The 21,545-nt window shown below is 41.3% G+C and carries 15 protein-coding genes and 1 pseudogene; 11 read left to right on the top strand and 5 right to left on the bottom strand.

The genetic code is table 11. From position 1 onward, the window contains the following. Nucleotides 1–87 precede the first annotated feature (87 nt). Together lpcA and ACTG7X_RS07340 are read right to left on the bottom strand one after the other, a co-directional pair. On the bottom strand, nucleotides 88–672 hold the full coding sequence (gene lpcA / locus ACTG7X_RS07335; protein WP_439257859.1) for a D-sedoheptulose 7-phosphate isomerase: 585 nt from the start codon (nucleotides 670–672) through the stop codon (nucleotides 88–90). A gap of 70 nt (nucleotides 673–742) precedes the next feature. Further along, nucleotides 743–1,663 carry a helix-turn-helix domain-containing protein gene (locus tag ACTG7X_RS07340; protein ID WP_439257860.1) on the bottom strand — a complete coding sequence of 307 codons (921 nt, stop codon included), beginning with the start codon at nucleotides 1,661–1,663 and terminating at the stop codon, nucleotides 743–745. A 123-nt stretch (nucleotides 1,664–1,786) separates the two neighbouring features. Here ACTG7X_RS07340 and ACTG7X_RS07345 point away from each other — a divergent pair, with 123 nt between their 5' ends. After that, nucleotides 1,787–3,904, top strand: coding sequence for a TonB-dependent siderophore receptor (locus tag ACTG7X_RS07345; RefSeq protein WP_439257861.1), 2,118 nt, complete (start codon nucleotides 1,787–1,789; stop codon nucleotides 3,902–3,904). A 33-nt stretch (nucleotides 3,905–3,937) separates the two neighbouring features. Beyond that, a complete protein-coding gene (locus ACTG7X_RS07350; protein ID WP_439257862.1) occupies nucleotides 3,938–5,500 on the top strand; it encodes an alpha/beta hydrolase in 1,563 nt (520 codons plus the stop codon). 47 nt (nucleotides 5,501–5,547) lie between these two features. Here the strand turns inward: ACTG7X_RS07350 and ACTG7X_RS07355 are convergent, their stop codons facing one another. After that, nucleotides 5,548–5,940: a GFA family protein gene (locus ACTG7X_RS07355; protein ID WP_439257863.1), complete on the bottom strand. Its 393-nt coding sequence runs from the start codon at nucleotides 5,938–5,940 to the stop codon at nucleotides 5,548–5,550. Between the two features lie 40 nt (nucleotides 5,941–5,980). After that, the gene (gene mfd, locus ACTG7X_RS07360) at nucleotides 5,981–9,427 is read right to left on the bottom strand and encodes a transcription-repair coupling factor (protein WP_439257864.1); all 3,447 of its coding nucleotides are present in this window, start codon (nucleotides 9,425–9,427) and stop codon (nucleotides 5,981–5,983) included. Between the two features lie 236 nt (nucleotides 9,428–9,663). Between mfd and ACTG7X_RS07365 the strand changes: the two genes are divergently transcribed. The 4 genes from ACTG7X_RS07365 (at nucleotide 9,664) to ACTG7X_RS07380 (ending at nucleotide 14,807) form a co-directional block, all read left to right on the top strand. Continuing rightward, entirely contained in the window at nucleotides 9,664–9,963 is a 300-nt protein-coding gene (locus ACTG7X_RS07365) for a type II toxin-antitoxin system HigB family toxin (RefSeq protein WP_439257865.1), read from the top strand. A 2-nt stretch (nucleotides 9,964–9,965) separates the two neighbouring features. Continuing rightward, nucleotides 9,966–10,322: a helix-turn-helix domain-containing protein gene (locus tag ACTG7X_RS07370; RefSeq protein WP_439257866.1), complete on the top strand. Its 357-nt coding sequence runs from the start codon at nucleotides 9,966–9,968 to the stop codon at nucleotides 10,320–10,322. 274 nt (nucleotides 10,323–10,596) lie between these two features. Further along, complete coding sequence (locus ACTG7X_RS07375; protein ID WP_439257867.1) at nucleotides 10,597–10,947, top strand: hypothetical protein; 351 nt, start codon at nucleotides 10,597–10,599, stop codon at nucleotides 10,945–10,947. Next, nucleotides 10,938–14,807 (top strand): exo-alpha-sialidase, encoded by a 3,870-nt coding sequence (locus tag ACTG7X_RS07380; RefSeq protein WP_439257868.1) that lies wholly within the window; start codon nucleotides 10,938–10,940, stop codon nucleotides 14,805–14,807. Before ACTG7X_RS07375 ends, ACTG7X_RS07380 begins: the two co-directional genes overlap by 10 nt. A gap of 59 nt (nucleotides 14,808–14,866) precedes the next feature. On the opposite strand, the pseudogene ACTG7X_RS07385 reads toward ACTG7X_RS07380, so the two are convergent. After that, nucleotides 14,867–15,175, bottom strand: a pseudogene (locus tag ACTG7X_RS07385) (hypothetical protein); the annotation flags it as partial. A gap of 146 nt (nucleotides 15,176–15,321) precedes the next feature. Here ACTG7X_RS07385 and typA point away from each other — a divergent pair. From typA to ACTG7X_RS07410, 5 genes are all read left to right on the top strand, one after another. Beyond that, nucleotides 15,322–17,172 carry a translational GTPase TypA gene (gene typA / locus ACTG7X_RS07390; RefSeq protein ID WP_439257869.1) on the top strand — a complete coding sequence of 617 codons (1,851 nt, stop codon included), beginning with the start codon at nucleotides 15,322–15,324 and terminating at the stop codon, nucleotides 17,170–17,172. Nucleotides 17,173–17,345: 173 nt separating this feature from the next. Continuing rightward, nucleotides 17,346–18,368, top strand: coding sequence for an amino acid ABC transporter substrate-binding protein (locus ACTG7X_RS07395; RefSeq protein WP_439257870.1), 1,023 nt, complete (start codon nucleotides 17,346–17,348; stop codon nucleotides 18,366–18,368). A gap of 38 nt (nucleotides 18,369–18,406) precedes the next feature. Next, nucleotides 18,407–19,585: an amino acid ABC transporter permease gene (locus tag ACTG7X_RS07400; RefSeq protein WP_439257871.1), complete on the top strand. Its 1,179-nt coding sequence runs from the start codon at nucleotides 18,407–18,409 to the stop codon at nucleotides 19,583–19,585. A gap of 7 nt (nucleotides 19,586–19,592) precedes the next feature. Next, entirely contained in the window at nucleotides 19,593–20,720 is a 1,128-nt protein-coding gene (locus ACTG7X_RS07405; RefSeq protein WP_439257872.1) for an amino acid ABC transporter permease, read from the top strand. 37 nt (nucleotides 20,721–20,757) lie between these two features. Further along, complete coding sequence (locus tag ACTG7X_RS07410; protein WP_439242299.1) at nucleotides 20,758–21,483, top strand: amino acid ABC transporter ATP-binding protein; 726 nt, start codon at nucleotides 20,758–20,760, stop codon at nucleotides 21,481–21,483. The last annotated feature ends 62 nt before the right edge of the window (nucleotides 21,484–21,545 follow it).

Genomic DNA, 21,545 nt, shown 5'->3' on the forward strand with positions numbered 1-21,545 from the left:
GTGCCAGCGACTATCTGGCATGCAACCCAAATGTAAACGATGTCCTTAGGGAAAATGTAAACTATGTGTGGGTTGCACAGAGGGTTTTTACGAATTTTTCGCCATTTCAAATTCAATTAACATCATCAAAATATGAATTACTTTAATATGAATTTCTTGAATCCGATCCGCATAACGGAAATGAGGGACACGGATTTCCACGTCGGCTAATCCTGCCATTTTTCCGCCATCTTTGCCTGTCATGGCAATGACTTTCATACCTTTGGATTTAGCGGCCTCAATGGCATTTAAGATATTTTTAGAATTACCGGAAGTCGATAAGCCAAATAATACATCACCTTTTTGTCCCACAGCCTCGACATAACGGGAGAACACATATTCATAGCCAAAGTCATTACTCACACAGCTTAAATGGCTCACATCAGAAATCGCAATAGCAGGGTAGCCCGGACGATTTTCACGATAACGGCCGGTTAATTCTTCGGCAAAGTGCATGGCATCACAATGGGATCCGCCATTTCCGCAAGAAAGGACTTTACCGCCTTGTTTGAAACTGTCGGAAATAAGTAAGGCAGCTTGTTGAATGAGTTTAATGTTGTTTTCGTCTGAAATGAATTTATTTAATACATCTTGTGCCTCAACCAGTTCGGCTTTAATTTGATCTAAATACATGGTTTTCCCCTTTTATTGAATCATTGTTGGTGGAATTGTATAGCAAAAGTGCGGTGAGAATCCATTAAATTTATCGAATTAACCCACTCAAATGCTGTTTTCTCACCTGACTCGGCACGATATTAAAATATTTACGGAAAGCGGTGGTGAAATTATCGGGGTTACTATAACCTGCAACGGTTGCAGCTTCACTGATGCTTTTCCCGTTTAAAATGGCACGGTAACTGCGTTCCAGTTTTAATTGCCTGAGATAAGCCATTACGCTGATACCGTGAATTTGTTTGAAATCACGTTGCATTGTCGTGACGTTGGTGTGTAGAAAAGCTGCCATTTGAGTTAAATTCCAGTCGTCCATCTTTCCGCTTAATAAAAATTCAGTTAATTGTTTGGTTCTTTTGGCTTTTAAGGAAATATTTTGCCCTTGATTAAACTGCGGTAATTGGGATAACAGTTCAAATAGCAGATTTAAACAGCAACTTTCTTTGTATAAAAATTGGCAAACTTGCGATGAATCGGCTCGCTCGATAATATCATTTACTAAAGTTAGAATCTGTTTATTGACCTGTAAAATATGTGGTTGTAAATGGGCTTTTTCCAGCTGTTCCACATAATAATAGTCTAACGCTTGTGCAAAGTTGGAGGTTTTTAACCAATCGGATTCAATAAACATCACTAGTTCTTTTTGTGTGGCGTTAGCTTCAAAATATTTTGCTCCCTGTATATCTTTTGAGATAGGAAAAAACACCGCCACGGGTTGTTTGTCGGCGGAAAAAACAAATTTTTGCTTACCGAATTGTAATTGGGTTTTGCCTTGCAGTGTGATGATTAAGCGAATACCAGCTTGAAATAAGCCTTGATCGCTCGCAGGAGAATCATTCATGGATAAATCGGCATATTTTAACAGTAGCCCTTTTCGCAAAGTATTGATAATAACCTTTCCATTTACACCGTTAAAGGGATCATTGATTTCAAGGACGGGTACTTTATTCATTTTATTTCCTTATTTATTTTTTTCTGCACGGTAAAATATATTTTTTTGCAAAGGTAAAGGCAATGATTTTTTGCCATAATAATTAAGAATTATTCTCATTAAACCGATAAACAAGGAACAATTATGACGAAATCATTTCAATATTCTTATTTAACACTTGCCTTATCCAGTGTTTTTTCAGTCGCTTATGCAACAGAAAATAATAGCCTAGATCAGATTGATATATATGAAACCATTACATCGCAAAGTCAGTTATATTCGCCCAATATCAGCTATGTGGGTACCAAAGTGGCAACCCCGTTGGTGCGTACGCCAATGGGGATTACGGTTGTCACCGAGAAACAAATTCAGGATCGTAACGCTCAGGATATTGCACAAAGTTTGGATTATACATCAGGTTTATTGAGTGCTTATCGGGGCAAAAACAGTATGTTGGAAATAATGGTGAGGGGAATTGGGAATAAAAGTGACGGTGGCGGTGTTCCGACCTATTTAAACGGCATTGCCTATCAGGGATCTTATGAAATGGATCCGTTCTTTTTGGAAAGTATCAATGTGATTAAAGGACCTGCTTCGGTGCTTTACGGACAAGCCAATCCGGGCGGTGTGGTGGATATTGTGAGCAAAAAACCGACCAAAAAAGACCGCACTTTGCTACAAGCCAAGGTGGGAACGGACGATTATTATCAACTGGGTTTGGATATGGATCGTAAAATCAGCGATCAATTATCCGTACGGGTGGTGGGCAATGTGAAACGCTTAGACTGGAAAGAACGCTTTACCCGTCAACAGGGCGGTACCATTGCACCCTCTTTGACGTGGTCGCCAAGTCAGCAGACGGATTGGACTATCAGTTTGTTTTATCAGAAAAATCCGAAAATGGGGCAACGTAATTTCTTAATGAAAGAAGGGACGATTGAGTCAGTCAATGGGTCAAAATTGCCTTATGATTTCTTTGTGGGCGATCCGAATTATCATAAATTGGCATTGGAACAATATCATCTTGGCAGTCAGTTTTCGCATCGGTTTAATGAAAATATCACTTTTAGACAAAATTTGCGTTACACTAAATCTGATAACGATCATCGTGAATTATTGGGCTGGTCTTACAAAGGAGATACCACTTATGGGCGTGTGGCACGAGCATTTAGGGACGTTTACCACGAATTTGGCGTGGATAATCAATTAGAAACGAAATTTACCACGGGTTCGCTGAACCATACCTTGTTATCAGGGGTGGAATATAAACAATTCCGTTATGATTCCGTGGGTTATCATGGTCAAGCACCGAGTATTGATTGGACGAATCCTGTTTACGGTGTAACCATCAATCCGCCTGATTTGCTGACCAGTTCCGTGAAAGTGATTAAACAAACAGGTATCTATTTGCAAGATCAGATTTCGGTGGGAAATGTGGATTTCTTGCTGGGCGGACGTTATGACGTAGCTCACAATCGCTATGATGAACGTTATAGTATGCACGGCTCCCCAAGCGAACACAAACAACGGGATTATAAATTTACGTGGCGGACAGGGGCGATTTATAATTTCGCCAATGGTATTGCTCCGTATATCAGTTATAGCACCTCTTTCCAGCCTGAAATTGGTGTGGACAGTCAGAATAATGTGTTAAAACCGACCACGGCAAAACAATATGAAATCGGGCTGAAATATCAGCCGAACGAACATATTTTATTTACCACCGCACTTTATCGTATTTTGCAACATAATTTAGTCACCACCGACCCGAATACAAGGGAAAAAACCCAAACGGGTGAAACCCGTACCAACGGCGTGGAAGTGGCGTTATCGGCGGATTTAACCGAAAATATCAGTGTTATCGGTTCTTATGCCTATACCAAGCGTAAAGTCACCCAAGATAAAGATCCGAGCAACGTAGGCAAAAAACCGTGGGGCGTACCGCATCATCAGGGATCCTTATGGGCGAAATACGCTTGGCGTAATGGCGTGCTTGACGGTTTGGATATTGGGGCTGGGGTGCGTTATATGGGAACCACTCAAGATCGTACCAATACCATTAGAGTGCCGCATTATACGCTGTATGATATGTCCGTAGGCTATGATTTAGCCAAGTTAAGCAGTTCGCTCAAAGGGGCAACGGTGCAGGTGAACTTGAATAATCTGACCAACAAAAAATATGTTGCTTCTTGTGCCAGTGGGGATACCTGTTTTTATGGCACGGAACGTACAGTGGTTGCAACCTTTAATTATCAGTGGTAATTTTACAGGACTGAAAGTTTATCGGAAAAAACAATGAAAAAAACCACCGCACTTTTATTAATGAGTATGAGTATCTTCGCTTACAGCCAATCCATTTCCTTGCAAAATGGCGATTTTGTCAAAGGGGAATTTACTGTCACAGACAAAGACGGGGCAGATTTAGCCATTGTTTTTGCGGATAAAAGCGAGCGGTGGTTGTTGCAAAATGTGGTGGGTAAGAAAGAGTTTGTGTTCAAAGCCGAGCAAACAGGCACGGCGGATTTTGTGATTTATCCGCCTAAAGCTGAAAAAACTGAAAAAGCTGAAAAAGCTGAAAAAGCCGAAACGGCACATTATCAGATTCAGATTTTGCAACAGATTCCTGTGGCGGAACAACAGGCGTTGCCTGAAAAATACCTTAGTCCAACTATTCAACAGCTTGCCGAACAATTAACCGAACAGAATAAAGCCGCACGGCTAGATGAATTTTGGCAAAAGATCACCCAACAAGGTTTGCCCCTCATTGAACCTGTTGAAAATAGTAATCAAAGCATCGTTACGTTTTTATGGCGTGGGGCAAAACACAATGTGTGGTTGTGGGGTTCGCCGAGCCGTGAAGATCATCATGATCAGCTTGAACGTCTGTTCGGTTCGGATATTTGGTTTAAATCTTATCAACTTCCCAATGACAGTCTGGTATCCTACGGTTTCGCTCCCGATGTACCGAGCTTGCCAGTAAACCAAGGCGAGCAACGCCGAGCTATATTAGCCACCTTGCAAGCCGATCCTTTTAATCCGCATACCTATCCAGCCAAGCCGAAATATCCGCAGGATAGATTTAGTTATGTGTCGGCATTAAAACTAAAAAATACACCACAATCGCCTTGGCTTAAACCACAAAATGCACCGCAAGGTAAGTTGCAAACACATCAATTTCATAGCCAAATTTTGGTGAATAGCCGCCGTGTACAGATTTACCTGCCTGCTCATTTTGAACCGAACAATCCCGATCTTCGCTTGTTGTTTTTGTTTGACGGCACGGATTATATAGATAAAGTCCCGACCCCGATGATATTGGATAATCTGATTGCTCAGGGCAAAATTCCACCGACAGTTACGGTGTTTATTGATAATCCAACCACCCAAGCCAGAAGAGCGGAATTACCGCCCAATCTCGATTTTGCCAAAATGATCGCAACGGAATTATATCCTTGGGTAAGCCAACAGTTAGGCATAAAAATTGCCACAAAACACACCGCACTTGCAGGCTCCAGCTTCGGCGGATTAGCCACCGCTTATATCGCCAATCAATACCCTGATATTTTTGGCAATGGGTTGATTTTATCGGGTTCGTTTTGGTGGAAAGATCCACAACAAAGCTCGCAATTTAACAACGCAATGGCACATTTATATGCCAGTCAAGCGACAAAAAACCTTCATTTTTTTATCAGTGCAGGGATTTATGAGCAAACCATTTTAAACAGCTCAAGGCATTTTAAAGATGTATTGATGGCGAAAAATTACCCTGTAATCTATAAAGAATACGCTTCCGAACACGGTTATTTTTCATGGCAAACGATTTTGCCTGAGGGCTTGCTGGCGTTGTTTGGTCAGTAAAGCATAATCGTATTGATGGTGGGTTTACCCCACCTATCATCTAATGACTATGCCATTTTTTCCAACACTTCCGCTTCGGTCAATTTCGGTACATCATTTTTTAGTTCATAGAAAGACGGCTTTTTATCGATAAAAATTTCGTCTGCCAAGGTAAACGTGGTTTGCCCGTAAAATAAGCCAGTGGAAACATAATAATGTTGTGTACCCAGCATGTGATAATAAAGATGTGAACCGCAATTTCGGCAAAACGCACGTTCCGCCCGTGGGGAAGATTGATAACAAGCAATATGTTCGTTTCCTGTGGTTTCTATTTTTTCACTATGAAATGAAAATAATGGACCGCTGTTCCAGCGTTGACACATGCCGCAATGGCAGACACTGGCGTTTTGATTATCGGCAACCGTAAGTGTGATGGCACCGCATAGACATTGACCTTTCATGATGTTATTCTCCTTTGATGATGTTTATCATCGTTCGATTTTACCACAAACTCTCCAACAAATTCTTGATAAATTCCAACCGCACTTTTGCCTGTTCTAAATTGCAAGTAAAGCGAAATTTCGTTGGTCCATCAAATTTAAACACTGCAGGTTGCTGTTTGATTAAGGCCAAAAACTTCATTGGATCAATATCCGCCGTTGGGTTAAATTCCACAAAACCGCCGTGAGTCGTGCCGTCTATTTTAATCACTTTGAGTGCTTTGGCATGCAAACGCAATTCGGCAATTTGCAGTAGGTTTTGGGTCGGTTCGGGCAGAAGACCGAAACGATCAATCAATTCTACTTTTAGTTCATCAAGGGCGGCTTTGTTTTCTGCCCCTGCAATACGTTTATAGAAAGACAACCGCATATTCACATCGCCCAAATAATCATCAGGTAACAGGGCTGGTACACGCAAATCAATTTCTACTTGCTGTTGGGTGAGTTCGTCCAAACTCGGCTCACGCCCTTCTTTCATCGCTTTCACCGCCGCTTCCAGCAATTCCATATACAGGCTAAAGCCGATGCTTTCAATTTGTCCGCTTTGTTCTTGCCCGAGTAATTCGCCTGCCCCACGGATTTCTAAATCGTGGGTCGCCAAAATAAAACCTGCCCCGAGATTATCCAAACTTTCAAGGGCTTCAAGGCGTTTTACTGCATCTTTGCTAATCAATTTTGGTGGCGGTGTCAGCAAATAAGCGTAGGCTTGATGATGGGAACGCCCGACCCGTCCACGCAGTTGGTGCAGTTGTGCCAAACCGAAATTGTCGGCTCGCTCAATAATAATGGTATTCGCCGTTGGCACGTCAATGCCTGTTTCAATAATGGTGGAGCAGACCAACACATTAAAGCGTTGATGATAAAAATCCGACATCACTCGTTCAAGATCCCGTTCTCGCATTTGCCCGTGACCGATAGTCACCCTAGCTTCAGGGACAAGTGTGGTGATTTTTTCCGCACATTTTTCAATGCTTGCCACATCATTATGCAAATAATACACCTGACCACCACGCAGGATTTCACGCAAAATGGCTTCCCGAATAATCAAATCATCCGCTTGTCGCACAAAGGTTTTAATAGTTAAACGGCGGGCTGGTGGCGTAGAAATAATCGACAGATCCCGAATGCCGTTCATCGCCATATTCAGCGTGCGTGGAATCGGTGTCGCAGTCAGGGTCAGAATGTCAATATTGGCTCGGAGCTGTTTGATTTTCTCTTTTTGTCGCACGCCGAAACGGTGTTCTTCATCAATAATCAGCAAACCGAGATCGCTAAATTTCACATCCGATTGAATCAGTTTATGGGTGCCGATCAGAATATCCACCTTGCCCTCAGCGAGATTGTCCAAAATTTGCTTTTGTTGTTTAGCGGTTTTAAAGCGTGACACCATTTCCACATTGACAGGCAAATTGGCAAAGCGATCTTTGAAATTGTCAAAATGTTGTTGAGCCAACAGCGTCGTCGGCACCAACACGGCGACCTGTTTATGGTTCATTACCGCCAAAAATGCCGCACGCATTGCCACTTCGGTTTTGCCAAAACCCACATCGCCACACACCAGCCGATCCATCGCTTTCGGTTGACACATATCGGAAATCACCGCATTAATTGCCATTTCTTGATCAAGGGTTTCTTCAAATGGAAAGGTTGCCACAAAGGCTTGATAGTTTTGTTTATCATATTGAAACGCAAAGCCTTTTTTTACTTCACGTTCGGCATACACATCAAGCAGTTCCGCTGCCACATCACGGATTTTTTCTGCCGCTTTGGAACGGGCTTTTCCCCAGGCATCACTGCCGAGTTTATGCAAGGGGGCGGTTTCATCGCTACCGCCCACATAACGGCTGATTAAATGCAGACTGGCGACAGGCACATACAATTTTGCATCGTTGGCATAAGTCAACAGCAAATATTCCGCTTTCACACCAGCATTTTCAAGGGTGACTAAACCGCCGTAACGCCCCACACCGTGCTCCAAATGCACCACGGCTTGCCCAATTTTGAGTTCCGCCAAGTTGCGAATGAGCGTATCGGGATTTACGCTTTTGCGTTTGTCACGGTAGCGTTGTTGGACACGAGAGCCTAATAATTCGTTTTCAGAAATTATCGCAATTTTGACCGCACTTTTTTCTGATGTTTCTAGGATAAATCCCTGATCTAACGGGCTGATTTGTAAACTAAATGGTTGCCTTAAAACATCGTTAAAATCATTAATCTGTTTCGGCTTAATTTTTAACGGTGCCAACAAATCCAACAAGGTTTCACGCCGTCCTTCGCTTTCTACCGAAAATAAAATTTTGCCGTCAAATTGTTCAATAAATTGGCGTAATGCCTGTAATGGCTCTTTTTGTTGGGCTTGAATTTGCAACTCAGGCAACGGACTTACGCTTAAATTGGTTTGCCGAACGGATTTTTTCAAGGTTTCGGTTTTTAATGAAATGCGTGGATATTGCTTCAAACGGCGGTTAATTTCATCAATTTTGAGCCAAAGTTGATCGGGTGATAACAGCGGTCGCATTGGATCCACTTTGCGACTTTCAAAACGGCTCTCCGCATCTTGATAAAACCGCTCGCCTTGGATTTGATAGCCGTCAAGATCCACAAACAGGGTGTTTGGCGGCAAATAATCAAACAAGGTCGCCATTTGCTCAAAAAACAGCGGTTGCCAGTATTCAATGCCCGACACCAGCGTGCCTTTGCTCACTTGCTGATAAATATGCTCGGGATCACGGCGGATTTCGCCAAAGGTTTCCCGAAATTGGCTGCGGAAAAATTCAATGCCACGGCTATCGGTAGGAAATTCGTGAGCAGGCAACAGATTAATTTTGTCAATTTCAGTCAGCGTGCGTTGGCTGTCCACATCAAAGGTGCGAATACTGTCAATTTCATCATCAAAAAAATCCAACCGAAACGGCTCGTTGCTCCCCATTGGAAACAGATCCAACAGCGAACCCCGTACCGCAAATTCGCCCACTTCCAATACCTGCTCCACCGCTCGATAGCCCGCATTTTCAAGGTTCAACCGCATTTTTTCGATATTCAGTCGATCGCCTTTTTTAATCAACAGCACATTTTGGCTTAAAAATGACGGTGGACAAAGGCGTTGCATTAATGTAGTAATCGGCAAAATCAGCACGCCCGATTTGGCTTGTTGCAAGTAAAACAGGCTACTTAGCCGTGCGGAAATAATGTCTTGATGGGGCGAAAACGCATCATAAGGCAAGGTTTCCCAATCGGGAAACAGTTGCACGGCTGGCAAAGTTTGGCGTAAAAGTTTTTCCAAACGCACCGCAGTTTTGCTGTCTTGCGTAACGATAACGGTTAGCCCTTGATATTGCTGGGCAATTTGGCTTAAAGCAAAACTGTCTGCACCTGCAAGGACGTTGCCGAGCAGTTTGTGATCTTGGGGTTGGGTTGGGATATCTAATTGGAAAAAGGCATTGTTCATTATGATGTTGCGTTAAGAAGATGGAAATGGTGCTTATCTTAATGGAAAAAAGGGGGGATTGGCAATGGTTTCATTGTCGGGCATACCTACACAGTGATTTTTGTGATCTGTATTCCAAAAATGAACACAATGTCTTGCTTGATTTCCCCTGTTTTGCCTACAATCATTCTATTGCTATTGATGTAATCCCAAATAGGGACTATAATCACCAAATCCCGAAATAGGACGATGAAAAGATGAGAATAATTGCAACGTCAACGCTAGTGAGTTATTGGCAAAAACATCCTGATACTGAGCAACCTTTGAAAGCATGGATTACTGAAGTAAAAAGGGCGAATTGGCAAGACTTGCATGAAATAAAGGCACAGTATCGAACCGTGAGTATCTTGAAAAATCGTAGAGCGGTATTTAATATTAAAGGAAATCAGTATCGATTAATTGTGGCTATCGCTTTCCAGTTGGGACTGGTGTACATTAAATTTATTGGTACCCACGCAGAATATGACAAAATAAATGCAGATAATGTGGAGATTTAGCAATGAAGATTAAACCCATTAAAACCGAGCGAGATTATCAACAAGCATTGAAAGCTGTTGAACCGTTGTTTGATAAAGAAACATTAACGGCAGATGAATTGGATTTTTTAGATGTTACTGCTACCTTGATAGAGCATTATGAAACGAAGCATTATCCTGTTGAATTACCCGATCCAATTGAGGCCATCAAATTTAGAATGGAGCAACAGGGATTGGGGATTCAAGATTTGGATACGATTATTGGAAAGCCAAATAGAGTGTATGAAGTCTTTAATAAAACCAGACCATTAAGCCTAAATATGATGAAAAAACTTCATTCACAATTGGGCATAGGAGCGGATGTGTTATTGCAAGCCTAAGTCGAGAGTATGCTCACTTCAAATTGTGGTATTAGCACCTTGCCCCGTACGAAAGTGCGGGGCGATTTGTTTATTTTTCCCTCTTATTTTTCTAAAATCCCCCTCCTTTTCCCTTAATTTTTCCTTTTTTTTCAAAAATTTTGTGACGTAGTTCTCATTTTTGAAATCTCCCTCTTTACTGGAGTTTTTTTTTTTTTGTATGATGCTTTTTGAATAAATAATTCAAAATCTGTTCTATTCTATCATTTCATTTATACCTTGTGAGGGGAAAATTATGAGAAAGTTACTTAAAAAAACAGCGTTATCATTGTTAATTTCAGCAGCGATTAGTTCGTCTGTGGTTGCGGCAGATGTGGATTCTATTTTTACTTATACGGGGTATACGCCTTATACGTCACCCATTAATGTGACAGACGATTTTAGTGAACATTGGAATAAAAGCGGTGGGTCATTGACTTTCCGTATTGCGAATACGGGGGGAGCGGGAACGTATTCTTTCTTAGGGCTTTCCGATCCGTCAAAACCTAATACTTACTTGGCTTTTTATGTGAACCGTAACGGTAATAAAAGCACTTATGGTGTGGAATGGCGGAATGGCGGAATGGTGGAGGTGGTGTGGCAGTAAAAACAAATGCCATTACCAATGTGTCTGACTATACAACTGTCACCTATGTTTTTGATGATGTGAATAATAAAACCTCTATTTATGTAAATGGTGAATATGCTGGCGGAAGTAATTCAGTCAATTTTTTATCCTCCATTTCAGGTTTAGATACGGCTTATATTGGTCAAGTGAAGCGGTCTAATAATCAAAGTATGTCATATTCTGGTGATATAAGCTATGCTGGGGTAATTTCTGATGTTTTGACTGAGGAGCAAGTAAAAGAAACCTATCAAAATACGCTTTCTACTGAAGCTAATATTAAGATTGAACGTGCTTACCAAACTGAAAAACATGATGGCTTGGGCGCATATAAAACCGATAAATATGCAATCTACCAAGGAACTAAAACTGCACAACCAGATGATGCAACAGAAGCCTTTGGTTATCGTATTCCAGCCTTATTAACCACAAAAGACGGGGTGGTTATTGCCGTATCGGATAAACGTTATAAACACTGGAGTGACTGGGGCAATATTGATACGGTGATTCGCCGTAGTTTGGATGGTGGTATTACTTGGGAAAACACCCAAACGGTCGTTAACCTCGAGAGCCAAAAATCTTATGGTGATGTACAGTCTGCCTTTATGATTGACCCGTTATTAGTGCAAGATAAAAATACAGGTCGTGTGTTTATGTTGGTGGATATGTTCCCTGAATCTGGTGGATATAATTCTGTAAATACATCATCTGGAGCAGATAGTGGTTATATTTTGATTGATGGTAAGCACTATCAATTATTAACAGACAAAAATAATAGACGTTACACTATTCGTGAAGGTGGTGTAGTTTATGATTCCCATAATAATCCAACAGATTATAGAGTAGTTGTGGAAGGTGATCCTAAGCATGCTTTTAAAGACTTAGGGAATATTTATCAAGGAGAGACACTTCTAGGTAATGTTTACTTAAATTCAAGTGATTCAAATGCTTCACCATTCAGAATTTATACCCATTCTTATTTATGGCTAACTTACAGTGACAATAATGGGGAAACTTGGTCTAGTCCAGTGGATGTAACGCATCAAGTGAAAAAAGACTGGATGCAATTTTTGGGAACAGGTCCTGGCACTGGGCTTCAATTACAAGACGGTAGTTTGGTGATGCCTGTTTATTATACTAATAAATATGGTAAGCAATCTTCTGCCTTGATTATTAGTAAAGATGGCGGTGAAACTTGGAAAATGGGGGATTCGCCAAATGACAGCGCTTATTATTACGAGGGCGGTTCTCAACAAATTAACCGAAGCGAGCAAGAATTAACGGAATCACAGGTTATTCAATTGAATAATGGTGATATTAAAATGTTCTCTCGTAATACCAGTGGTCATGTGAAAATTTCAACCAGTAAAGATGGAGGTTATACTTGGGATAGCACCATTGAAACCGATCAAACATTGCTTGAACCATATTCCCAAATGTCAGTGATTAAATATTCTAAATTGATTGATGGCAAGGAATATGTGGTATTTGCCAATCCTCATGTTTCAGCCCGTCCTCAGAAAAATGGTATGGCATGGTTAGGTGAAGTGCAAGAGGATGGTTCTATTTTATGGAAATATAATACCAGTTTTGAAGTGACTGGAACAGATCCTAACGTTTCTAACCAAGGTGTAGAATATGGTTACAACAGTTTAACTGAGTTGCCTGATGGCTCTATCGGTATTTTATATGAAAGTCGTTCTGGCTATGATATTCAATATGTGCGGTTTAATTTAGAAGAGTTTTTATGGAAAGATAATTATATTCACCGCGATATTCGTGACACCGTTGAAAATAATAAAGAAGTCACATTAAATAGCCCGAGAGAAGATAATTATTACAAAATTGGCGATGGCGAAATGATTAAAGTTGGCAAAGGTAAAAACCTTGCTAACCTAGAAGTGCGTGAGGGGATTGCTACATTAAATCAAAGTGCGGATGAAAAAGGTGACAAACAAGCCTATGCAAAAGTTGACGTTAAAGCCAATGCCACCGTGCGTTTAGCCGATTCTGAACAGTTAAATTTCAGCAATTTAACCTTAGAGAAAGATGCCAATCTTGATCTAAATGGTGTAAATATTGAAGTACAAAATGGTGAAAATGAAGCCTCCACAGGTTTACGCAGTGCAGAAATCGTGGGGAATATTATCAACACCGCAGAGAACCAAGCCACCTTTACTTATGGCGTAAATGGTAGCCACAATTTCAGCGGTTATGTAGGAAATGTTGGTGGTGATCTTAATTTAGTTTATGCCCCTGAAACTGCCGAAAGTAAATTGACCTTGTCAGGAACTGCGTTCTTAAATGATGTGACCGTAAACAAGGGGACGTTGTTGTTTGCTGGTAATGTGCAACATGCTGATAGCAATGCGATTTCTGTTGCTGGGGATGCGAAGTTTATTCATACTGGTGCATTAACTGTCGGTATCAATAACAATAACAGTGATATGTCCCAATGGGATCATGGCTCTGTGATTGTAGAGGGGGATTATCGCTCTGCCACACAAACCCCTGTGAATATTGTGCTGTCAGGTGATGTCATTAATGGCGCCTCCGATAAAAATCATGACGGACATTATGATGCAGACGAGGGGGTATCTTTGGTGCAAGTGTATGGTGATGTTGATCGTATTGATGCCTTTGCTTTAGGTACAGTGGCAGAAAAAGTACAATCGGCCTATCAATTTGAATTAGTCAGTTTTGAGAAAGAACGTGCAGGCAATTACTATGATTATCAATTACATCGTAAATTAATTAGAGAAGATGGCAAACCGATTAGCAATGTGGTTTATGCTAAGTTGCCTGATACGCCAACAGTGGAATTACCAGATGGCACAATACAGGAGGAACCTATCCGTTGGAGAGTCTTAGACGTTGGGCTTGAAGCCCCAACCTATACCATGCCAACAGCAGGGGCGGATGTATTTGCAGCAGCGGAAGCGCGTTATCAAATTCAATCGCAAGTGCCATCTTACTTAGTCGCTAACTCTGCTGCTATGTATCAAGGTACCACCGTGCGTGATATGTTTACTGATAACCTTTGGGCGAAACAGAAAAAAGGGTTCTATGTTGAACAACGTCATACTCGTTCAGACTATAAAACGGATTTAGGTTTTGCGGATTATGGTTATAACTATGAATCCATTCAAAATACCACGTTATTTGGTAGCTATATGCCAGTGTCTGATAGCACCGAATTACATGCTGGCGTGGCATTTAGTCAACAAAAAGTAACACCAAAAGCAGCAGATGGTTATAGTTCAACCAAATATAAATCGACCTCGTTGATGTTAGCGATGCACAATGAATGGAATAATGTGTTATTGAATACGCACCTTGGTATTCACTGGCATGATGGTAAAGTATCCGCCACAGAACGAAATATTGCTACCATTAAAGGCGAGCAATATCAAATTGGAACAGAATTGGGCTATAAATTTAAATTAGGTCAATTCTCTGTTACCCCAGTGGCAGGGTTAAGTTATCAACATTTTGATATGAGCATTGATGACAAATCTTCTGCACAGCTCAAAGTGCATACCGAACCGTTTAAAGTGTTTAGCCAACATGTGGGTTCTTACTTCGGTTGGGAAAATGACCACGTTGATTTAAACGTTGGGGCATTGTATGAACATCATAACGAGAACAACAAACAAGTGGTGGTGAATGGTGACCGTTTCAATACGGGTAGTTTGGATAATGCCGTGGTGGTGAAAGCCAATGCAGATTTCAAATTAACGCCACAATTTAGACTTGGTCTTCAAGTGAACCACCGTCATTCTGTATCTGATTCAAAAGTGAAACAAACCAATGTCGGGGCGAAATTAGAATATCAATTCTAGTTAACGCAATAGTCAACAGGGCGGATAATGATTTATCCGCCTTTTTATATGGATAGGTTTTATTTATACTTAAAACTTTCTCTGATTTTGATAAAGGTTTCAAGTATACTTGAAACTTTTCGCCCATCGATGAAGTCAGTAATTGGCTCATAAATTTTGCCTTCGTCCATATCTGGCTCATTAGCATCATCTACCACTAAATCCGACAATTCACGAGATTGGCATTTAATACCGTATAAGAAATTACGTAAGTTTTCTTTAATCACTTCAAATTCGCTGACCAATTCATTAAAGGCTGGGCGAGCGACTTTATTTAGGAAACGTCGGATGTCTTTACGATTCGTTGGATTAACGATTTTTTCTAAGCGAATACGACATCATATTTAATCTTTGTAAACAATCATTATTTAATAGCTCATTGTGCAAAAAAGTTGTATAATTTGCGACCTTTCACCGTGCTGAGAAAAAGTGCGGTGAGAAAATTCAAAATTTTAAAACAATAGAAGACAACTTAATGGCAGATTTAGATATTAATAAATTGCGTAATATCGCAATTATTGCACACGTTGACCACGGTAAAACAACCTTGGTTGACAAACTTTTACAACAATCCGGCACTTTAGCAAGCTCCCGCAGTGGCGATGGTGATGAACGTGTGATGGACAGTAACGATCTTGAGAAAGAACGTGGCATTACCATTTTAGCCAAAAATACCGCAATTAACTGGAATGATTACCGTATTAACATCGTAGATACCCCGGGACACGCCGACTTCGGTGGTGAAGTGGAACGTGTACTTTCTATGGTGGATTCTGTATTACTCGTGGTAGATGCCTTTGACGGCCCAATGCCACAAACGCGTTTCGTCACTCAAAAAGCCTTTGCCCATGGTTTAAAACCCATTGTGGTGATTAACAAAGTTGACCGCCCAGGGGCAAGACCTGACTGGGTAGTGGATCAAGTCTTTGATTTATTTGTAAACTTGGGTGCGACAGATGAACAATTAGATTTCCCAATTATTTACGCATCCGCTTTAATGGGCGTGGCGGGCTTAGAACACGAAGAATTGGCACCAGATATGACGCCATTATTTGAGGCTATTGTGGAACATGTTTCACCGCCAGCCGTGCATCTTGATGAACCGTTCCAAATGCAAATTTCCCAATTAGACTATAACAGCTATGTGGGCGTTATCGGTATTGGGCGTATTAAACGTGGTTCAGTCAAACCAAATCAAGCGGTGACCGTAATTAATAGCGAGGGTCGTACTCGCCAAGGTCGTATTGGTCAAGTATTAGGCCATTTAGGCTTACAACGTTATGAAGAAGATGAAGCCTTTGCAGGCGACATCGTGGCCATTACGGGCTTAGGCGAACTGAATATTTCAGACACAATTTGTGACATTAATGCCGTGGAGGCCTTGCCTGCATTAAGTGTTGACGAGCCAACCGTGACCATGTTCTTCTGTGTTAATACTTCTCCGTTCTGTGGTAAAGAGGGGAAATATGTGACTTCTCGCCAAATTTTAGAACGCTTAAATAAAGAATTGGTGCATAACGTGGCATTGCGTGTGGAAGAAACCCCAAACCCAGATGAATTCCGTGTTTCTGGTCGTGGCGAATTGCATTTATCGGTGTTAATCGAAAATATGCGTCGTGAGGGCTATGAATTAGCCGTATCTCGTCCGAAAGTAATTTATCGTACTATTGACGGCAAAAAACAAGAGCCATTTGAGCAAGTAACCATTGATATTGAAGAACAACATCAAGGTTCTGTGATGGAAGCATTGGGTATTCGTAAAGGCGAAGTGAAAGACATGCAGCCAGATGGCAAAGGTCGTACTCGTTTAGAATACGTGATCCCAAGCCGTGGCTTAATTGGTTTCCGTAACGAATTTATGACCATGACATCAGGTACAGGCTTGCTTTATTCCACATTTAGCCATTATGACGATATTAAACCAGGTGAAATCGGGCAACGTAAAAACGGCGTATTGATTTCTAACGCTACAGGTAAAGCCTTGGGTTATGCCTTATTCGGCTTGCAAGAGCGTGGTAAATTAATGATCGATCACGGTGTGGAAGTGTATGAAGGTCAAATTATCGGGATTCATAGCCGTTCTAACGATTTAACCGTGAACTGTTTGCAAGGTAAAAAACTCACCAATATGCGTGCGTCAGGTAAAGATGATGCGATTGTCTTAACCACGCCAGTGAAATTCACCCTTGAACAAGCCATTGAATTTTTGGATGATGATGAATTAGTGGAAGTCACGCCAACATCAATCCGGATTCGTAAGAAATTACTGACGGAAAATGATCGTAAACGGGCAAATCGTACGACGGTGAGTACGAGTATTCATTAATAAAAATTAAGTAAAAAAATACCGCACTTTTTTTAAAAAAAGTGCGGTATTTTTTACGCCATTTTCCTCTTATAACCAAATCTTCTTTGATATGCTGTAATTTTATTTGCTTATATACTCTTTTTTTATTAAAGTTGACCCAATTTAATTTTTAGCCCTTTTTGGAGAACTTTATGAAAAAATTAACCTTATTAGCTGCCACCGTGGCGACCGTATTGAGTAGCAATGCTTTTGCCGCTGACACTTCAACTTTAGATACCGTAAAACAACGTGGTCATGTGATTTGTGGTACCACCACCGGCTTTGCGGGTTTTTCTGCACCTGATGATAAAGGCGAATGGAAAGGATTAGATGTGGATTTGTGTAAATCCGTGGCGGCTGCGGTATTTGGTGATGCGACTAAATTTAAAACCGTGCCACTAAATTCTCAACAACGTTTCACTGCACTTCAAACGGGTGAAATTGATGTATTAACCCGTAACACGACCATTACTCAACAACGTGATACTGCACAGGGTTTACAATCTCCGGGGGTAAATTTCTATGACGGACAAGGGTTCTTGGTGAAAAAAGATCTTGGTGTGAAAAGTGCCAAAGAATTAGATGGCGCAACTATCTGCTTACAAACCGGTACATCAAACGAAAATACCTTAGCAGACTGGGCGAGAGCAAACAACATTAAATATACGCCAGTCGTATTCGATCAATTTAACGAAGTCGTCAATGCCTTTGCGTCTGGTCGTTGTGATGTGTATTCTACGGATGCGTCAGGTTTAGCCTCAATTCGTATTTCACGTTTATCTAACCCAGATGATTATGTGGTGTTACCTGATTTAATTTCTAAAGAGCCATTGGCACCGTTTGTACGTCAAGGTGATGCACAATGGTTTAACATTGTGAAATGGACGTTGCAAGCTCAATTTAATGCGGAAGAATTAGGTTTAACCAGTGCCAATGTGGATGAACAATTAAAAAGCGAAAATCCAAATATTCAACGTTTGTTAGGTGTGACAGAGGGAACTGGTAAAAATCTTGGTCTAGACGACAAATGGGCCTACAATATTATTAAGCAAGTGGGCAATTATGGCGAAAGTTTTGACCGCAATGTGGGTAAAGACAGCCCATTACAGATTCCACGTGGATTAAATAATTTGTGGACGAATGGCGGTTTACATTACGGTTTACCGATTCGTTAATTTCTCCGATATTAACTAAAAAATAGAGGGGCGTTAGTATGACGCCCCGTTATTATATAATGAAAAAAATCTCATTTTCTTTGAACGATGCCAATACCAGAGCTTGGGTATATCAAGCGTTGATCTTGGCGGTCGTGGTTTATTTTGTCTGGTATTTAGTCGATAATACCCTGCATAATTTGGCCGCTCGCAATATTCAAACGGGTTTCGCTTTTTTAGATAAAGAGGCGGGCTTTGCCATTGGTGAATCCTTAATTGACTATAATCTGACGGATACTTATTGGCAAGCCATCAAGGTCGGAATTTTTAATACCTTACTGGTGTCTTTTGTTGGGATTGTATTGGCTACACTGCTCGGTACGGTTATTGGCGTGGCTCGGCTTTCTGCCAACTGGTTAGTGAATAAATTGGCGGCGATTTATGTAGAAGTGATGCGTAATATTCCATTACTGATTCATTTATTCTTTTGGTATTCCTTGCTCACCGAAAATTTACCCAATCCTCGTCAAGCCTTAAACCCAATAGACGGGGTGTTTCTATCAAATCGTGGTATAAAAATCCCTGCTTTAATAGGGGATTCGGTGTCTTGGATGCTTGTTGGCCTATTATTTGCGCTCATTGCCTCGGTTATTTTCTCCTTTTGGGCGAAACATAAACAAAATAAAACCGGAAAAACCACCGCAGTTTTTTCGATTAGCTTGGCTTTTTTTGTGATATTCCCTGTATTGGCAGCATTGTTATCAGGTTGGCAACTGGATGTAGTTAAACCCGAACTTAAAGGATTTAATTTTGTTAATGGTTGGCATTTTAGTCCAGAACTGGCCGCTTTATTATTAGGCTTAGTATTATACACAGCCGCCTTTATTGCGGAAATCGTGCGTTCGGGTATTCAAAGTGTGAATAAAGGCCAATGGGAGGCTGGTGAGTCGCTTGGTTTATCTCGGCTTAAAACCTTGCGTTTAATTATTATGCCACAAGCGGTACGGGTGATGATTCCTGCTATGAGTAATACCTTTATGAACTTCACTAAAAACAGCTCATTAGCCGTAGCTATTGGTTATCCAGATATTGTATCTATTGTCAACACGATGTTAACCCAAACCGGCCAAGCCATTGAGGCTGTGATGATCATTATGTTGGCGTATTTTACCATCAGTATCAGCATTGCAGTATTTATGGCGTGGTATAACAAACGTATGGCGTTGGTAGAAAGGTAGGGAAACGATGAATTTAAGCGAAAAAAACACCGCACTTTCTGCACCGCAATCACTTTCTGAGCCTTTGCCAGATCGTCCGCCACAGCAAACTGGCGTGGGATTGTGGATAAAACAAAATTTATTTGCCACACCTGCACATGGTTTGGCTACAATTTTGGTGTTGTGGTTCTTGCTCTTTTCTATTCCTGCTGTGGTGGAATGGGGCTTATTACAAGCAAATTTCACCGCAGACAGCGGGCAGGCCTGTCATGCCTCAACAGGAGCTTGTTGGTCCTTTGTGCAGCATAAATACCGCATGATTTTATTGGGCATTTATCCCTTTGATGAACAATGGCGGCCGTTTATTGTGTGCATTTTGTTGATTGGCTTGATTGTCTTGAGTGCTATTCCACGTTTTTGGCGAAAATCTTTAGTCGGTATTTGGCTTGTCGTGTTGGCCATTTGTGGCGTGCTTATGCACGGCGGTTTGTTTGGTTTAACTGAAGTAGAAACCGCACGCTGGGGAGGCTTGCCCATCACGTTGATTTTGGCGATTTTCGGGATTTTATTTGCCACGCCATTAGGCATTTTGCTGGCTTTAGGTCGCCGTTCAGACATGCCAATTATTCGTTCATTATCCATTACATATATTGAACTGGTGCGTGGCGTGCCCTTTGTGAGTTTGTTATTTATGGCCTCGGTGATGGTGCCGTTGTTCTTTACGGATGGTTTTTCATTGGACAAATTACTTCGTGCGCAACTTGCCGTGATTGTGTATGTGTCCGCTTATATTGCCGAAGTAGTGCGTGGTGGATTGCAATCCATACCGAAAGGACAATTTGAGGGCGCTGCCTCGTTAGGGTTGAGTTATTGGCAAAGTATGCGACTCATTATCTTGCCACAAGCCTTAAAAGTGGTGATTCCACCGTTAGTGAGTATTTTTATCTCGATCTTTAAAGATACCTCGTTGGTGGTGATTATCGGCATTTATGATTTAACCCTCTCGGCCAAAGTCGCTTTAGCGGATCCGCAGTGGCAAGGTTTTAGCGTAGAGGCTTACGTCTTTATTGGGTTTATTTATTTTATTTTTTGTTATGCGATGTCTCGTTACTCCCGTTATATTGAGCAACGGTTAGAGTTGGCCAGACAGCGTTAATTAAAGCAATATAAGGAGCGAATTTGTGTCTAAAGTCATGGTGCAATTAAGCAATGTGAATAAATGGTATGGTGATTTCCATGTCCTGAAGAATATCAATCTCAGCGTGAATGAGGGCGAGAAAATCGTGATTGCAGGGCCATCGGGATCGGGTAAATCAACCATGATTCGTTGCATTAACGGCTTAGAACATCATCAAAGCGGGGAATTGACCGTGAATGGTGTGGTGTTAGATAACAATGTGAAACACTTGGAACAAATTCGCCGTGAAGTGGGCATGGTGTTCCAGCATTTTAATTTATTCCCGCATTTGACGGTGTTGGAAAATCTGACCTTAGGGCAAGTTTGGGTGTTAAAAAAGAACAAACAAGCGGCCATTGATACCGCTTTAGGTTATTTAGAACGGGTGAAAATTGCCGATCAAGCCAATAAATACCCAGGGCAATTATCGGGTGGACAACAACAACGTGTGGCGATTGCACGCTCTTTGTGTATGTCACCGAAAGTGATGTTATTTGATGAACCCACTTCGGCACTGGATCCTGAAATGGTGAAAGAAGTGTTAGATGTGATGGTGGAACTGGCTGAACAAGAACGTATTACCATGTTATGTGTGACCCATGAAATGGGATTTGCCCAACGGGTAGCGGATTCGGTGGTGTTTATGGATCAAGGCAGTATTATTGAACAAACGCCACCGGATGAATTTTTCCGTCAGCCAAAATCTGAACGAGGACGTCAATTTTTGGCGCAGATTTTGTAGTTTTTTGGGGAAGTGCGGTGAAAATATTTTAACCCTGCACTTGCGTACAGGGCTAGATTAGT

The sequence above is a fragment of the Lonepinella sp. BR2271 genome (genome assembly GCF_051851515.1).
Lineage (GTDB): Bacteria > Pseudomonadota > Gammaproteobacteria > Enterobacterales > Pasteurellaceae > Lonepinella.

Bases quoted from the DNA above. Each gene is read 5' to 3' on its own strand.
- ACTG7X_RS07405 (WP_439257872.1), top strand. From the start codon at position 19,593: ATGAATTTAAGCGAAAAAAACACCGCACTTTCTGCACCGCAATCACTT.
- ACTG7X_RS07395 (WP_439257870.1), top strand. From the start codon at position 17,346: ATGAAAAAATTAACCTTATTAGCTGCCACCGTGGCGACCGTATTGAGT.
- ACTG7X_RS07410 (WP_439242299.1), top strand. From the start codon at position 20,758: ATGGTGCAATTAAGCAATGTGAATAAATGGTATGGTGATTTCCATGTC.
- lpcA (WP_439257859.1), bottom strand. From the start codon at position 672: ATGTATTTAGATCAAATTAAAGCCGAACTGGTTGAGGCACAAGATGTA.
- ACTG7X_RS07365 (WP_439257865.1), top strand. From the start codon at position 9,664: ATGAGAATAATTGCAACGTCAACGCTAGTGAGTTATTGGCAAAAACAT.
- typA (WP_439257869.1), top strand. From the start codon at position 15,322: ATGGCAGATTTAGATATTAATAAATTGCGTAATATCGCAATTATTGCA.
- ACTG7X_RS07355 (WP_439257863.1), bottom strand. From the start codon at position 5,940: ATGAAAGGTCAATGTCTATGCGGTGCCATCACACTTACGGTTGCCGAT.
- ACTG7X_RS07375 (WP_439257867.1), top strand. From the start codon at position 10,597: ATGAGAAAGTTACTTAAAAAAACAGCGTTATCATTGTTAATTTCAGCA.
- ACTG7X_RS07370 (WP_439257866.1), top strand. From the start codon at position 9,966: ATGAAGATTAAACCCATTAAAACCGAGCGAGATTATCAACAAGCATTG.
- ACTG7X_RS07340 (WP_439257860.1), bottom strand. From the start codon at position 1,663: ATGAATAAAGTACCCGTCCTTGAAATCAATGATCCCTTTAACGGTGTA.
- mfd (WP_439257864.1), bottom strand. From the start codon at position 9,427: ATGAACAATGCCTTTTTCCAATTAGATATCCCAACCCAACCCCAAGAT.
- ACTG7X_RS07345 (WP_439257861.1), top strand. From the start codon at position 1,787: ATGACGAAATCATTTCAATATTCTTATTTAACACTTGCCTTATCCAGT.
- ACTG7X_RS07400 (WP_439257871.1), top strand. From the start codon at position 18,407: ATGACGCCCCGTTATTATATAATGAAAAAAATCTCATTTTCTTTGAAC.
- ACTG7X_RS07350 (WP_439257862.1), top strand. From the start codon at position 3,938: ATGAAAAAAACCACCGCACTTTTATTAATGAGTATGAGTATCTTCGCT.